Origin of the sequence: Aeromicrobium sp. Root472D3 (genome assembly GCF_001426485.1) — a bacterium.
In the GTDB taxonomy this organism is placed as follows: Bacteria; Actinomycetota; Actinomycetes; order Propionibacteriales; family Nocardioidaceae; genus Aeromicrobium.
The window spans coordinates 367,766-381,375 of sequence record NZ_LMET01000002.1; the positions used below are offsets into that span (position 1 = coordinate 367,766).

The following is a 13,610-nucleotide window of genomic DNA, read 5'->3' on the forward strand; positions in this document are numbered from 1 at the left end:
TGTCGCGGACGCGTCAGGACGCGGCCTGGGCGCGCAGGGCACGCGCCAGGTCGTCGCGTCCCTCCGAGACGTAGCGCTTCGCGGCCGGGTTGGCCGACGTCGACGCGAGCCACGCGTCGACCTTGTCTAGCGTGGCCTGCGACGGGTTGGCCAGCGGGAACAGGTAGACCAGCGCGACCTGCCCGATCCAGACGCCCATGTCGTCGACGACGGTGCTCGCGAGGTCGAGGTAGCGGTCGACGTACGGCTCGAGGAGGTCGGCCTGGCCGGACACCTGGAAGGCCAGCGCCGTGGAGCGCCGGGTCTCGTTGGGCGTCGACCGGTCGACCGCCGCGATCTGCCACGCGGTCTCCTTGGCATCGGCGGACGGGCGGATGGCCCGGGCGGCCGAGGCGTTCTCCTGGCCCGAGATCGTGTTGTCGCGCTCGAGCTCGGCGGCGATCTCGGCCTCGTCGGCGTCGCCGATGCGGGCCAGGGCCGTCACGATCGTCCACCGCAGGTCGGTGTCGAGGGTCAGCCCGTCGAGCTCGCCGGCCAGGATCGAGCGCAGACGCTCGGGGGTGGACGCGGCCGACGCGAACGCCCGCACGAGCGCGAGCTGGTGGTCGCTGCCCGGCTCGGCGGCGTCGACCAGCTCGGACAGGCCGGCCTGCCACCGCTGCGCCAGCGCCGGTCGGGCGTCGGGCGCGGTGTAGAGGTTGACGGCGCTGTTGCCCTGGCGCAGCAGCGAGCCGACCGCCGTGAGGTCGGTCTCGGACCCGACGCCGGCCAGCACGAGGGTCACGAAATCGGCGCCGGAGAGCTCGGCGTCGCGCGTCATGTCCCACGCGGAGCCCCAGCTCAGCGCCCGGGGCAGCGAGTCCTCGAACGTCGCGATGCTCTCGGTCAGGGTCGTGAACGACCGCTCGTCGAGACGGATCTTGGCGTAGGTGAGGTCGTCGTCGTTCAGCAGGACCAGATCGGGCTGCACCGTGCCGACGAGCTCGTCGATCGACGTCGACGCACCGCGGATGTCGGTCTCGACCCGGTCGGTGCGCACCAGCGTGCCGTCGACCCGGTTGTAGAGGCCGATCGCGATGCGGTGACGCCGTAGCGTCGGGTAGGCCTCGATCGCGGTCTGCTCGACCGAGAACGACGTGAAGGCGCCCGAGTCGTCGGTCGCGAACGCGGCGCGCAGCGTGTTGACGCCCGACGTCTGCAGCCACTCCTTGGTCCAGTCGCCGAGCTCGCGGCCCGACGCGGCCTCGAGCTCGACCAGCAGGTCGGACAGCTCGGTGTTGCCGTACGCGTGCTTGCCGAAGTAGGCGCGCAGGCCGGCGAAGAAGTCCTCCTCGCCGACCCAGGCGACGAGCTGCTTGAGCGCCGAGGCGCCCTTGGCGTACGTGATGCCGTCGAAGTTGGCCTCGACCGCGTGCAGGTCGTAGTTGTCGGCCGCGATGGGGTGCGTCGAGGGCAGCTGGTCCTGGCGGTACGCCCAGTTCTTGCGGGCGTTGGTGAAGCTCGTCCAGGCATCGGTGAAGCGGGTCGCGTTGGTCGAGGCGTGGGACGCCGCGAACTCGGCGAACGACTCGTTGAGCCACAGGTCGTCCCACCACTTCATCGTGACGAGGTCGCCGAACCACATGTGGGCCATCTCGTGCAGGATCGTGTTGGCGCGGCTCTCGTACGCCGCGACGGTCTGGCGGCTGCGGAAGATCATCTCGTCGCGGAACGTCACCGCGCCGGCGTTCTCCATCGCGCCCATGTTGTACTCCGGGACGAACAGCTGGTCGTACTTGCCGAACGGGTAGCCCATCTGGAAGACGCCCTCGAAGAACTCGAAGCCCTGCTTGGTGACGAGGAAGATGTCGTCGGCGTCGAGGTGCTCACGCACCGACTGGCGGCAGAAGACGCCCAGCGGGATCTCGTCGTACGCGCCGCGGTAGGAGTCGGTGACCGACACGTACTCGCCCGCGATCAGCGCCGTGATGTACGTCGACATCGTCTTCGTCTCGGCGAAGTGCCACGTGCTGGTGCCCTCGGCGGCGGGCTCGGGCTCGGGGGTGGGGGAGTTGGACACGACGGCCCAGTGCGACGGAGCCGTGACGTGGAAGACGAAGGTGGCCTTGAGGTCGGGCTGCTCGAACGTCGCGAACACGCGGCGGGCGTCGGGCACCTCGAACTGCGTGTAGAGGTAGACCTTGCCGTCGACCGGGTCGACGAAGCGGTGCAGGCCCTCGCCGGAGTGCGAGTACGGCAGCGTCGCGGCGACGACGAGCTCGTTGGTCTCGGCCAGGCCCGTCAGCGCGATGCGGCTGTCGGCGTAGGCGGAGACGTCGACGGGATCGCCGTTGAGGGTGATCTCGGAGACGTCGCCGTCGACGAGGTCGACGAACGTCGACGCGCCGGCGGTGGCGCCGAAACGGATCGTCGTGACCGAGCCGAAGCGTTCGTCGGTGTCGAGGGTGAGGTCGAGCCGGACGTCGTAGGTCTGGGTGGAGACGACGGACGCGCGCTCGCTGGCTTCTTCGCGGGTGAGATTGGTACCAGGCATGGTCGCCATGCTGTCACGTGCCCACGACACGGGCGAGGCGTGGCCGACCGAGCGCGCTCAGCGCGCGAGCGGAGGCCACGCGCCAGCGAAGCGTGTGCGTGACGCGCCGCAGGCGCCGGATGCGAGGCGGGCCGACCGGGCGCGCTCAGGCAGGATGGAGGCATGGCCCAGATCCCGTTCGCCACGTCCGAGCGCTCCACCGTCGGCATCGAGTGGGAGCTCGCCCTGGTCGACTCCGACTCGGGCGACCTGCGCCAGGTCGCGCAGACCGTCCTCGACGAGGTGCACCCCGAGGGTCTCGACCAGCACCCGCACATCCGCCAGGAGCTCCTGCTCAACACCGTCGAGGTCGTGTCGGGCGTGTGCCACACCGTCGCCGAGGCCGGCGCCGACCTGCAGCGGGCGATCGACGAGATCCGCGAGGTCACCGACCCCCTGCGGGTCGAGCTGATGTGCGCCGGCACGCACCCGTTCGCGAACTGGACGCACCAGAAGGTCACCGACAAGGAGCGCTACGCGACGCTGATCGACCGCACGCAGTGGTGGGGCCGCCAGATGCTGATCTACGGCGTCCACGTGCACGTCGGCATCGAGGACCGCGACAAGGTGCTGCCGATCAGCCGCGCGATGCTGGCCTACTACGGGCACCTGCAGGCGCTGAGCGCGTCGTCGCCGTTCTGGGGCGGCAAGGAGACGGGCTACGCGTCCAACCGGGCCCTGATGTTCCAGCAGCTGCCGACCGCGGGGCTGCCGTTCCAGTTCGAGCAGTGGAGCCAGCTCGAGGGCTACGTCGACGACATGCTGCACACGGGCGTCATCGACGTCTTCGACGAGATCCGGTGGGACCTGCGGCCGTCGCCCAAGTTCGGGACGCTCGAGGTGCGCGTGTGCGACGGCATCCCGACGATGTCCGAGCTCATGAGCGTCTCGGCGCTGACGCACTGCCTGGTCGAGCACTTCTCGTCCGAGCTCGACGCGGGCCGCGAGCTGCCCACGATCCCGCCGTGGTTCGCCCAGGAGAACAAGTGGCGGTCGGCCCGGTACGGCATGGACGCGATCCTGATCCTCGACAAGAACGGTCACGAGGACCTCATCACGACCGATCTGCACCGCCTGCTCGAGCGCCTCGAGCCGGTCGCCGAGCGGCTCGGCTGCGTCGACGAGCTCGGCGGCATCCACGACATCATCGCGGGGGGAGCCTCGTACCAGCGGCAGCGCCGCGTGGCGGCCCTGAACGGCGGCGAGCTCGACGCCGTCGTCGGATCGCTGGTCGAGGAGATGCGAGCGGGACGTCCGGTGCGTCAGCCCTGACGCACCGCGGCCGCCAGCCGCTGCGCCGTCCCGGGTGCCAGGTCGACGAGTCCGTCGAACCAGCGGTCGAAGACGGCCTGGACGTCCTGCGGCGTCGCCTCGGTGAGCGCGAGCAGGTCGTCGACCTCGGGGCGGTACTCGTAGTACGGGCAGCCCATGGCGACCAGGCCGGCCGGATCGGCCTCGTTGACCGCCGCGGTCAGCCGTTCGAAGCGTGCGGTGCCGGTGCTGCCGATGACCCGGGCGAGGTTGCTCGTGCCGCGCCGCAGCACCTGGTGCAGCTTGCGCCGCTCGCGGTCCGACAGCACGGGCGTCCACGGCGGTGCCGACGCCGGGCGCAGCACCCCCGACCCCCACAGGATCGTGCGGCCGGCGGTCTCGGCGTCCCTCCCGCGAAAGCCCATGGTCCGACCGGTCGACCGGCTCACCTCGGCCAGGAAGCTCCAGGCGTCGTCGAGGGCGGCGCAGTCCGCCTCCGTGGGTCGGCGTACCACCCGAGCGGTCGATCCGACGACGTCGACGTCCGGCCCTCGCGGCCGGTCGACGACGAGCTCGTGCCCCAGCGCACGTGCCCGGTCCTGCAGGGCGCCGACCGTGCCCAGGGCGACGACTCGACGGTGCTCGTCGACCAGCACCTCGTCGGGGCCGCCGTCGAGTGCGACGAGGCTCGCGCAGAAGCGGTGCTCGACCGAACGGTCCTCGGCCCACCACGTGATGCGCACGGGGTGGGCGGCGAACCGTCGCGACGACATGCGCCGATCCAACCACCGGCCGGTCGAGGAAATGCGAGCGGGACGTCCGGTGTTGCACCTGTCATGACCTCTCCTGACACGACCGCGCCCGAGACCACCGACTCGTCCACCGAGATCGTCGACTTCTGGTTCGACCCCCTGTGCCCGTTCGCCTGGATCACCTCCCGCTGGATGCTGGAGGTCGAGACGGTGCGCGACGTCGAGACGCACTTCCACGTCATGAGCCTGTCGGTGCTCAACGAGGGTCGCGACCTGCCCGAGGAGTACCAGGACATGATGAAGCGCGGATGGGGCCCCGTCCGCCTGGCGATCGCGATCGAGCAGCAGCACGGCCAGCAGGCGCTGCGCGACTACTACACCGCGATCGGCACCAAGAAGCACAACGAGCAGCAGGAGTTCACGCCCGAGCTGTTCGCCGCCGTGCTCGACGAGATCGGCCTCCCGGCCGAGCTCGCCCGGGCCGCCGACGACTCGTCGCTCGACGACGCCGTCCGCGCCTCGCACCAGGTCGGCATCGACAAGGTCGGCGAGGACGTCGGCACCCCCGTCATCGAGATCGCGGGCATCGCGTTCTTCGGTCCGGTGCTGCAGAGCATCCCCAAGGGAGAGACCGCCGGCTCGGTCTTCGACGGCGCGCGGCTGCTCGCGGGCTTCCCCGACTTCTTCGAGCTCAAGCGCACCCGCAAGGGCGACCTCGACTTCAGCTAGTCGGCGAGGGGGTCGGCGGGCCTAGGCTGGCCGCATGACCCTGCACCCCCAGTCGCGCGCTCTCCTCGAGGCCATGGGCGAGGGCGCGGACGACGTCGAGATGACGCTCGAGGTCGTCCGCGCCCTGCGGTCCGACGCCCGCAAGGCGGCCCTGGCGGGGCCGCGCATCGGGCTCGACCACGTCGTCGACGTCGACGCCGACGGGGTGCCGTGCCGTCTGTACCGCCCGCGTCAGGGCGCGCCGGTCGCGCTGTACGTGCACGGAGGCGGGTGGGTGCTGCACGACCTCGAGACGCACGACGCGTTCTGCCGCCACCTCGCCCACCAGACGGGGTGGGCCCTGCTGGCCGTCGACTACCGCCGCGCCCCCGAGCACCCGTACCCCGCGCCGCTCGACGACGTCCAGACCGCCGGGGCCTGGCTCCGGGAGCACGACCGGGGGCACCGGGTCGACGCGTCGTTCATGCCCGCGATCGGCGACTCGTCGGGCGCCAACCTCGTCGCGGGCCTGTGCGTGCGCGACGCCGGTGCGGTCGACGCCCAGGTGCTGCTCTACCCGCCGGTCGACCGTCGCGCCGAGCTGCCGACCGGGCTGGGCACCGCCGCTCTCGACGGTCCGACGATGGACTGGTTCTGGGACGCCTACGCGCCGGGCGACCTCGCCGACCTCCCGGACGTGTCGCCCGCGCGGGCGACCGACCTGTCGGGCCAGCCGCCCGCCTACGTCGTGACCGCCGAGCACGACGTGCTGCGCGACCAGGGCGAGGAGCACGCCGCACGCCTCGCCGAGGCCGGCGTCGACGTCCTCGCGCACCGGGCGCTCGGGATGGTCCACTCGTTCTGGCGCCAGCCGGCGCTGTTCGACGCGTCGCGGTCGACCGTCACGGTGGTCGGCGCGCTGCTCGACGCCCACCGGTCACGCCGTCGCTGACTGGCATACTGAGCGGGTGCCAGACCAGTCCTCCTACGCCCGCCAGCGTGCCGACTTCATCCACCGGCACCGCATCAGCCTCAAGTTCAGGCGCGGCGCGACCGCACTGGTGTGGGGCGTCGCGACGGTCCTGCTCGTGCTGGCGCTCGGCGTGCACGCCCTGGTCGACGGCGCGCCGGGCGTGCTCGACGTCGTCGCGACGGTCGCCGCGACGGTCCTGACCGTCGTGGCCCTGCGCCGTCCCGCCCCGGCACCCCACGCGCACGGGCTGCCCGGCGTCCCCGGCGACGCCCACGGCCCCTGCCCGACCGACCACCCCGACATGGGCCCGTGGGTGATCGGCAGCAGGATCGCCGGCCCGCTGACGCTGCTGGCCGTCGCGGCCGGGCTCGGCCCGGCGTTCGTCGCGGTGCCGCTGACGGCCGTCGTGGTGCTCGCCGGCCGCGTCGCGCTCTACATGGTCGTCGTCCGGCGCCGCACCGTCGCGATCGCCCGCGCGCTCGCCGCCCACCAGCCGCGCTTCGCGATCGCCTACGCGGGCTACGGCGGCGGTCCGACGCACCTGACGATGTGGGAGGACCCGCTGCTCAGCGCGGGCTTCCCGGGGGTCGTGTTCAACTACCGCGAGAAGTACTGCGAGTACCTGCGCGAGAACACCGACCTGACGTCCCCGTTCGTCCAGCTGAGCACCGACGCGGTCCGCGACCTGCAGGTGCTGGTCGTGCCGACGCTCCGGTACTTCTTCTACCTGCACAACGCCAAGTCGAACTACCGGTACATGGCGATCAAGAAGGTCACGCACGTGTGGCTGGGGCACGGCGACTCCGACAAGCCGGCGAGCGTGTTCGGCCGGCACGCCGACTACGACCTGCTGGTCGTCTCGGGCACCGCCGCGATCGAGCGGTACGCGACGGGCGGGGTCCGGATCCCGGCCGAGAAGTTCGTCGTCCTGGGGCGCCCGCAGGTGCAGGAGATCGAGGCGGCGACGCGCAGCATCACCGACGTCGAGCGCCCGGTCGTGCTCTACGCGCCGACCTGGCAGGGCAAGCGCATGCGGGTCAACTTCTCGTCCCTGCGGTTCGGTGCCGAGATCGTCGAGGCGCTGATCGAGGCCGGCGCCGACGTCATCTTCCGTCCCCACCCCCTGTCGAAGCGCCACCCGCGGCTCGAGCACTTCGTGCGGCGCACCGAGGTCGTGCTGGCGCTCGACACGCAGGACCCCGACACGCCCGGCCGTCACCTCATCGGCGACCTGCCGAACCGCACGTGGTCGCTCAACGAGTGCATGAACCGCGCCGACGCCCTCGTGTCCGACGTGTCGAGCGTGGTGTCCGACTGGCTGCAGTCGGGCAAGCCGTACGCGATGGTCAGCACCAAGTGGCCGGTCGACGAGTTCCGCGACCGGTTCCCCGTCGCGCGGGGGGCCTACGTCCTCACGCGAGACCTCGAGGACGCCCACGAGGTGATCGCCGACATGCTCGGTCCCGACTCGATGCGCGGTCCGCGCGACGAGCTGCGGGTGCGGGTCCTCGGGGGCTTCACGGGGCGCGAGTCGGCGGAGGCCTTCGCCGCCTACTTCCACGAGCGCTTCGCCGGGGTCGCACCGTGACGGTGGGGGCTGGAACACTGGACCCCATGCGCATCCACATCGCCGCCGACCACGCCGGCTTCGAGCTCAAGACCCACCTCATCGCCTGGCTGACCGACAACGGCCACGAGCCCGTCGACCACGGCGCGCACGCCTACGACGCCGAGGACGACTACCCGCCGTTCTGCGTCGCCGCCGCGGCGGCCGCGGTCGCCGAGCCCGGCTCGCTCGCGGTGGTGATCGGTGGCTCGGGCAACGGCGAGCAGATCGCGGCCAACAAGGTCGAGGGTGCCCGCGCGGCGCTGGCCTGGAGCACCGAGACGGCGTCGCTGGCCCGTCAGCACAACAACGCCCAGGTCGTCGCCGTGGGTGCCCGCATGCACACGGCCGACGAGGCCACCGCGATCGTCGAGGCCTTCCTGACGACGCCGTGGAGCGAGGCCGCGCGCCACCAGCGTCGCATCGACATGCTCCTGGCCTACGAGAAGACCGGCCGGTTTGCCTGAGGGACACACGCTCCACCGGCTGGCCCGCACGCTGAACCGCACGTTCGGACGGCAGGTGGTGGGCTCGTCGAGCCCGCAGGGACGGTTCGCCGTCGGTGCCGCCCTCGTCGACGGCACGACCTTCGGGCGCGCCCAGGCGTGGGGCAAGCACCTCCTGGTGCCGGTCGAGGCGACGGACGCCACGGTGCACGTCCATCTCGGCCTCTACGGCAAGTTCACCGTCACGCGCTCCGACGACGTTCCCGTGGTCGGGCAGGTGCGGTGGCGGCTGACCGCGCCGGGGGTGACCGCCGACCTGCGGGGTCCCACGGCCTGCGAGCTGCTCGACCCGCCGGCCGTCGACGCCCTGCTGGGCCGGCTCGGGCCGGACCCCCTGCGCAAGGACGCCGATCCCGGACGGGCCTGGCGACGCATCCACGCCTCCCGGGCACCGATCGCGACGCTGCTGATGGACCAGGCCGTCATCGCGGGCATCGGCAACGTCTACCGGGCCGAGCTGCTGTTCCGCCACGGCGTCGACCCCACGACACCGGGACGCGAGCTCGACGAGAGCGTCTGGAACGCGATGTGGGACGACATCGTCGAGCTCATGAAGGTCGGCGTCGCCAAGGGCCGCATCCTCACGGTCCGCCCGGACGACTCGCAGGGCCCCGCGGGGCGCGGACGGCGGCGGCGCGGGGGCGAGTCGTACGTGTACCGGCGCACGGGCCTGCCGTGCCTGGTCTGCGGCACGCCCGTCGTCACGAGCGTCCTCGCGGGCAGAAACCTCTTTTGGTGCCCGTCCTGCCAGCAACGCGATTAGGCTCGAGCAGGTGACGTCCCGTCTGCGCCGAGCCCTGCCCTCCGTGGCGGGGTACCTCGACCAGCGGATCGTGCGGTGGCGCACCGGCACGAGCGAGGGCCAGGTCGCGGTGCTCGTGGCGCTGGTGGCCCTCGCGGTCGTCATCCTGGCCGGATCGCTCGTGACCTACTCGACGTTCCCGGCGCCGACGTTCGTCATCCCGCTGCTGCTGGGCACGATGCTGCTGCGCTACCGGCCCCTGCTGACGCTGGTGCTGTTCATCGTGGTGTGCGTCGCCGTGACCGTGACGAACGAGTACCTGCGCGCGGTCGACGCCGGGCAGCCGGGCATCACCGGCGGCCGCATCAGCACGCTCGTCACGATGGCGGTCGTCGCGACCCTGGTGCTGTTCGAGTCGAGCCGGCACCGCAGCGGGCTCCCGGGGCCGCTCGGCGAGGCGATGCTGGTCGACCTGCGCGACCGCCTGCAGGCGCAGGGCGTCGTGCCGGTGCTGCCGGAGGGCTGGTCGGCGCAGTCGGCCATGGTGTCGTCGGGCGGCACCCAGTTCGCGGGCGACTTCCTGGTGGCCAACCTCTCGGACGACGAGACCCGGCTCGAGATGGTCATGGTCGACGTGTGCGGCAAGGGCGTCGCGGCCGGCACGCAGTCGCTGCAGTTCGCGGGGGCTCTCGGCGGCCTGATCGGCGCGCTGCCACCCCTGGGTTTGTTCTCGGCCGGCAACGACTTCCTGCTGCGGCAGAAGTGGGACGAGGGCTTCGCGACGGCGGTGCACGTGCTGATCGACCTGCGGACGGGCGACTACTCGATCACCAACGCGGGGCACCCGCCGGCGCTGCGCTGGGAGGCCGCGGACCGCGACTGGGTCGTCGACGGTGCGCGGGGGACCGCCCTCGGCATCACCAAGCTCGCCGACTTCCACCAGACGACCGGCACGCTGGGCGTCGGCGACGCGCTCATGTTCTACACCGACGGTGTCGTCGAGACCCGCACGCAGGACTTCACGTCGGGCATCGAGTGGCTCCGCGCGACGGCCGGCGACATCGTCGCGAAGGGGTTCGACCAGGCTTCGCGCAAGATCATCAAGCAGGTCACGGCCGGCGACGACGACCGCGCCGTGCTGATCCTCAACCGCACCGCCGTCGCCGTCGCCGCGCCCGTCTCGCCCGTCTCGCCCGACGACCCGGCCGCGACGCACCAGGACGCCTGAGCGGTGCGGGAACGACGAAGGGCCCCTCGACGAGGGGCCCTTCGGTGGAGCGGACGACGAGACTCGAACTCGCAACATTCTGCTTGGAAGGCAGAGACTCTAGCCAATTGAGTTACGTCCGCAGGTGCTGCCGAAGCAGCGGAACCATGATGCCACACGACGCACCGGGCCCTGTCGCTAGGTGCGGACGACGAGGTCGGCGCGACCGCGGGTGCCCTCGGCCGCGAAGTGGCGGGCCTCCTGCTCGGCCCAGACGTCCCAGAACGGCGCGAACGTCTCGCCGTCGCGGCTCAGCGCGCGCTCCTTGCGGACGTCGGCGGGCGCCTCGAGCCAGATCAGCAGGCTCAGGAAGGGGCGGACGACCGACGCCCCGCTGCCCACCCCGTCGAGCAGCAGCAGGCGCGCCGGCGGCACGTGCAGCAGCGGCCCCGGGACGCCGGCTGCCCAGTCCCACCGGTGGGCCGTGCCGGTGTCGCCGACCGCGACCGACGCGAGCACCCGCGCGACGACGTCCGGCGTCGTGGCCAGCCCGTGCCAGCCGGGGTAGAGGTCCTCCAGGTGCAGGACGTCGGCCCCGGTGAGGTCCGCGAGGCCCGCGACGAAGCTGGTCTTGCCCGCACCGCTCGGACCGTCGACGGCCACGACGGTCGTCGTGCCGCACGCGGGCCCGCGGGTCGCGAGGTGGGCCAGGACGGGCTCGTACCGGTGGGATGCCACGCCTCCAGTGTCCACTAGACTGACGCGGCTACGGGATGTAGCGCAGCTTGGTAGCGCGCGCCGTTTGGGGCGGTGAGGTCGCAGGTTCGAATCCTGTCATCCCGACACACCGGGCACCCGACCCCCGGCGCCGGGGGTCGAACCGACGCCGACCCGACGCCCGACGTTCACCGGCACCTGTCGCGCAGGACGTGCTGGTCTGCGGCACTGAGGTACGTGAGCAGCGCATCGGCTGATCTACTCGGCCGCCGTAGGTTCCTGATGAGTGGTGTCGGCGTCGCCGCGGGGCTGGGCGTCATCGGCCCGGCCGCGATCGCGACGTCCGCGTCGTCCGCCCCGCCCCGGGTGTTCGGGCACGGCGTGGCCTCGGGCGACCCGCTCCCCGACGCCGTCGTGCTCTGGACGCGGGTCACGCCGACGGCCGAGTGCCTCCCCGGTGCCGGTCGGGGTCCGGACGTCGACGTCGTCTGGGAGGTCGCCCGCGACGACGGGTTCGACGACGTCGTGGCGAGCGGCTCGGTGCGCACGGGGCCGCGGCAGGACCACACCGTCAAGGTCGACGCGACGGGTCTCGAGCCCGGCACCGACTACCGCTACCGGTTCGTCTGGGACGTGCACGTGTCGCCGACGGGCCGCACGCGCACGGCGCCCGCGCCGGGCGACGCGCCCGACGCGCTGCGCTTCGGCGTCGTCTCGTGCGCCAACTGGCAGGCCGGCTGGTTCACGTCGTACCGGCACCTGGCCGAGCGCGGCGACCTCGACGCCGTGATCCACCTCGGCGACTACCTCTACGAGTACCAGCCCGGCAAGTACTCCTACGGCCACGACCAGGTCGACGTCCGCCTGCACGACCCCCAGCGCGAGACCGTCAGCCTGCGCGACTACCGCCGGCGGCACGCGCAGTACAAGACCGATCCCGACCTGCAGGCGCTGCACGCTGCGGTGCCGTTCGTCGTCACGTGGGACGACCACGAGGTGGCCGACGGCAACTGGTCGGGCGGCGCGTTCGAGCACCAGCCCGCGACCGAGGGGCCGTGGCGGCGGCGCGTCCGCGCGGCCCACCGGGCGTACGACGAGTGGATGCCCGTGCGCATCTCGGGCACCGCCGTCGCGGGCGACGGCGAGCGCATCTACCGCCGGCTGCAGTTCGGCCGGCTCGTCGACCTGTCGATGCTCGACCTGCGGAGCTACCGCAGCGAGCGGGTCGACCCGGGCGACCCCGCGATCGACGACGTCGGCCGGACGATCGCGGGCGAGCACCAGCTCGCGTGGCTCGGCGACAACCTCAGCACGTCGCCGTGCCGCTGGAAGCTCGTCGGCAACCCCGTCATGGTGGCGCCGGTCATGATGCCGCCGCGCCCGCAGGCCGAGCAGGACGCGATGAGCGAGCACATCGGCTTCGTGAGCCGCGGCACCGCCGAGCCCAACACCGACACGTGGAACGGGTACACGTCCGACCGGGACCGGCTGCTGGGACGCCTCGAGGACGACGGCGTCACCGACACGGTGTTCCTGACCGGGGACGTGCACTCGGCCTGGGCGACCGAGGTCCCGTCGCCGCGGACGGGTCGACCGATGGCCGTCGAGCTGGTGTGCAGCTCGTTGACCAGCAACAACGTCGACGACTTCATGGGGACGCGGCCCCGGACGACGTCACTGGTGATGGAGGCGGCGATCCAGGAGGTCAACCCCCACGTCCGCTGGGTCAACCTGGACGACCACGGCTTCACGGTGCTGCACGTGACGGACGACCGGCTGCAGATGGACTGGCACGCGATCAGCGACCGCCGCGACCCGCGGGCCACGACGCACGTCATCGCGTCGTGGGCCGTGACCGCCGGGAGCGCACGGGTCGGACCCGTGCGCTCCCCGGTGCCGGCCTGACCGACGTCCTACTCGGCGGCGTCGGTCCTCGGTGCGGGCGGGGTCGGCGCGGAGCCGTCCTTCGGCGCCTTCGGCGGCTGCGGCTTCTCGCCGTCGGCCGGCGGCGTGGGGCGCTCGTCGCCCTCGGCCCCGGGGGCCTTCGGGCCCTCGCCCTTCGCCGGGCCCTCACCCGCGGGCACCTTGGCGTCACCCTTGGGTCCGTCACCCTTGGGTCCGTCACCCTTCGGTCCGGGCCCCTTGGCGTCCGGTCCGCAGCCCTCCGGGGCCGCCGGCGTCGAGCCCTCCGCGGCCGGCGCGCCCTTGCCGCCCTCGGCGCCCGGGGTGGGCGGGGTCGCCCCCTCCGCGTCCTGGGCGGCGTAGGTGCGGGACGCGGCGGTCGGCGCGGGACCGGACGAGCCGGCCACGGCCGCCGTGACGCCCAGGGCCGTGACGCCGACGGCGGCGGCCGCTCCCACGAGCAGCATCGTGCGGCGGCGCGGGGCGGACTTCTTCGGCGTCGGCGGGACGGGCTCGAGGGGGGCGGTGTCGTTCATGCCGTTGTCGTTCATGGTGTCCTTCCGTGGCACCGCTCTGGTGCCTCTCCACCGACGATGGGCACCCAGGCTGAAGCCGACCTGAAGCACAGGTCGGGGACAGGTCTTCTTCAGCCAGGCTTCAGCCGCGGTGACCAG

The 13,610-nt window shown here is 72.3% G+C and carries 12 protein-coding genes and 2 tRNA genes; 9 read left to right on the top strand and 5 right to left on the bottom strand.

The genetic code is table 11. The annotated features are described in order from the left end of the window. Positions 1-13: 13 nt before the first annotated feature. Positions 14-2,533, bottom strand: coding sequence for an aminopeptidase N (gene pepN / locus ASD10_RS16585; protein WP_056611825.1), 2,520 nt, complete (start codon positions 2,531-2,533; stop codon positions 14-16). A 162-nt stretch (positions 2,534-2,695) separates the two neighbouring features. Between pepN and ASD10_RS16590 the strand changes: the two genes are divergently transcribed. Further along, the gene (locus tag ASD10_RS16590) at positions 2,696-3,844 is read left to right on the top strand and encodes a glutamate--cysteine ligase (protein WP_056611501.1); all 1,149 of its coding nucleotides are present in this window, start codon (positions 2,696-2,698) and stop codon (positions 3,842-3,844) included. On the opposite strand, the gene ASD10_RS16595 is transcribed toward ASD10_RS16590, so the two are convergent. Beyond that, positions 3,835-4,596 carry a hypothetical protein gene (locus ASD10_RS16595; RefSeq protein ID WP_056611504.1) on the bottom strand — a complete coding sequence of 254 codons (762 nt, stop codon included), beginning with the start codon at positions 4,594-4,596 and terminating at the stop codon, positions 3,835-3,837. The genes ASD10_RS16590 and ASD10_RS16595 overlap by 10 nt on opposite strands. Positions 4,597-4,659: 63 nt before the next feature. On the opposite strand from ASD10_RS16595, the gene ASD10_RS16600 reads away from it, so the two are divergent. From ASD10_RS16600 to ASD10_RS16625, 6 genes are read left to right on the top strand one after another with little or no spacing between them, the layout of a single operon-like run. Then, entirely contained in the window at positions 4,660-5,304 is a 645-nt protein-coding gene (locus ASD10_RS16600) for a hypothetical protein (RefSeq protein WP_056611506.1), read from the top strand. A gap of 34 nt (positions 5,305-5,338) precedes the next feature. Beyond that, positions 5,339-6,235 (top strand): alpha/beta hydrolase, encoded by an 897-nt coding sequence (locus tag ASD10_RS16605; RefSeq protein ID WP_082556356.1) that lies wholly within the window; start codon positions 5,339-5,341, stop codon positions 6,233-6,235. A gap of 16 nt (positions 6,236-6,251) precedes the next feature. After that, the gene (locus ASD10_RS16610; protein ID WP_056611510.1) at positions 6,252-7,844 is read left to right on the top strand and encodes a CDP-glycerol glycerophosphotransferase family protein; all 1,593 of its coding nucleotides are present in this window, start codon (positions 6,252-6,254) and stop codon (positions 7,842-7,844) included. A gap of 26 nt (positions 7,845-7,870) precedes the next feature. Continuing rightward, the gene (locus tag ASD10_RS16615; RefSeq protein WP_056611513.1) at positions 7,871-8,329 is read left to right on the top strand and encodes a ribose-5-phosphate isomerase; all 459 of its coding nucleotides are present in this window, start codon (positions 7,871-7,873) and stop codon (positions 8,327-8,329) included. Then, positions 8,322-9,131 (top strand): Fpg/Nei family DNA glycosylase, encoded by an 810-nt coding sequence (locus ASD10_RS16620; RefSeq protein WP_056611515.1) that lies wholly within the window; start codon positions 8,322-8,324, stop codon positions 9,129-9,131. The genes ASD10_RS16615 and ASD10_RS16620 overlap by 8 nt, the downstream gene beginning before the upstream one ends. A 10-nt stretch (positions 9,132-9,141) precedes the next feature. After that, a complete protein-coding gene (locus tag ASD10_RS16625) occupies positions 9,142-10,338 on the top strand; it encodes a PP2C family protein-serine/threonine phosphatase (RefSeq protein ID WP_056611518.1) in 1,197 nt (398 codons plus the stop codon). A 45-nt stretch (positions 10,339-10,383) separates the two neighbouring features. Here ASD10_RS16625 and ASD10_RS16630 read toward each other — a convergent pair. Together ASD10_RS16630 and ASD10_RS16635 are read right to left on the bottom strand one after the other, a co-directional pair. Further along, positions 10,384-10,460 (bottom strand) — tRNA-Gly (locus ASD10_RS16630). A 55-nt stretch (positions 10,461-10,515) separates the two neighbouring features. Next, positions 10,516-11,055, bottom strand: coding sequence for a 4-amino-4-deoxy-L-arabinose transferase (locus ASD10_RS16635; protein ID WP_200938344.1), 540 nt, complete (start codon positions 11,053-11,055; stop codon positions 10,516-10,518). 31 nt (positions 11,056-11,086) lie between these two features. On the opposite strand from ASD10_RS16635, the gene ASD10_RS16640 reads away from it, so the two are divergent. Next, a tRNA-Pro gene (locus ASD10_RS16640) sits at positions 11,087-11,160 on the top strand. A gap of 156 nt (positions 11,161-11,316) precedes the next feature. Then, positions 11,317-12,939: an alkaline phosphatase gene (locus ASD10_RS16645; RefSeq protein ID WP_056611522.1), complete on the top strand. Its 1,623-nt coding sequence runs from the start codon at positions 11,317-11,319 to the stop codon at positions 12,937-12,939. An 8-nt stretch (positions 12,940-12,947) separates the two neighbouring features. Here the strand turns inward: ASD10_RS16645 and ASD10_RS16650 are convergent, their stop codons facing one another. Then, a complete protein-coding gene (locus ASD10_RS16650; RefSeq protein ID WP_157432707.1) occupies positions 12,948-13,472 on the bottom strand; it encodes a hypothetical protein in 525 nt (174 codons plus the stop codon). Between the last annotated feature and the right edge of the window lie 138 nt (positions 13,473-13,610).

Bases quoted from the DNA above. Each gene is read 5' to 3' on its own strand.
- pepN (WP_056611825.1), bottom strand. From the start codon at position 2,533: ATGCCTGGTACCAATCTCACCCGCGAAGAAGCCAGCGAGCGCGCGTCC.
- ASD10_RS16590 (WP_056611501.1), top strand. From the start codon at position 2,696: ATGGCCCAGATCCCGTTCGCCACGTCCGAGCGCTCCACCGTCGGCATC.
- ASD10_RS16595 (WP_056611504.1), bottom strand. From the start codon at position 4,596: ATGTCGTCGCGACGGTTCGCCGCCCACCCCGTGCGCATCACGTGGTGG.
- ASD10_RS16600 (WP_056611506.1), top strand. From the start codon at position 4,660: ATGACCTCTCCTGACACGACCGCGCCCGAGACCACCGACTCGTCCACC.
- ASD10_RS16605 (WP_082556356.1), top strand. From the start codon at position 5,339: ATGACCCTGCACCCCCAGTCGCGCGCTCTCCTCGAGGCCATGGGCGAG.
- ASD10_RS16615 (WP_056611513.1), top strand. From the start codon at position 7,871: ATGCGCATCCACATCGCCGCCGACCACGCCGGCTTCGAGCTCAAGACC.
- ASD10_RS16645 (WP_056611522.1), top strand. From the start codon at position 11,317: ATGAGTGGTGTCGGCGTCGCCGCGGGGCTGGGCGTCATCGGCCCGGCC.
- ASD10_RS16650 (WP_157432707.1), bottom strand. From the start codon at position 13,472: ATGAACGACACCGCCCCCCTCGAGCCCGTCCCGCCGACGCCGAAGAAG.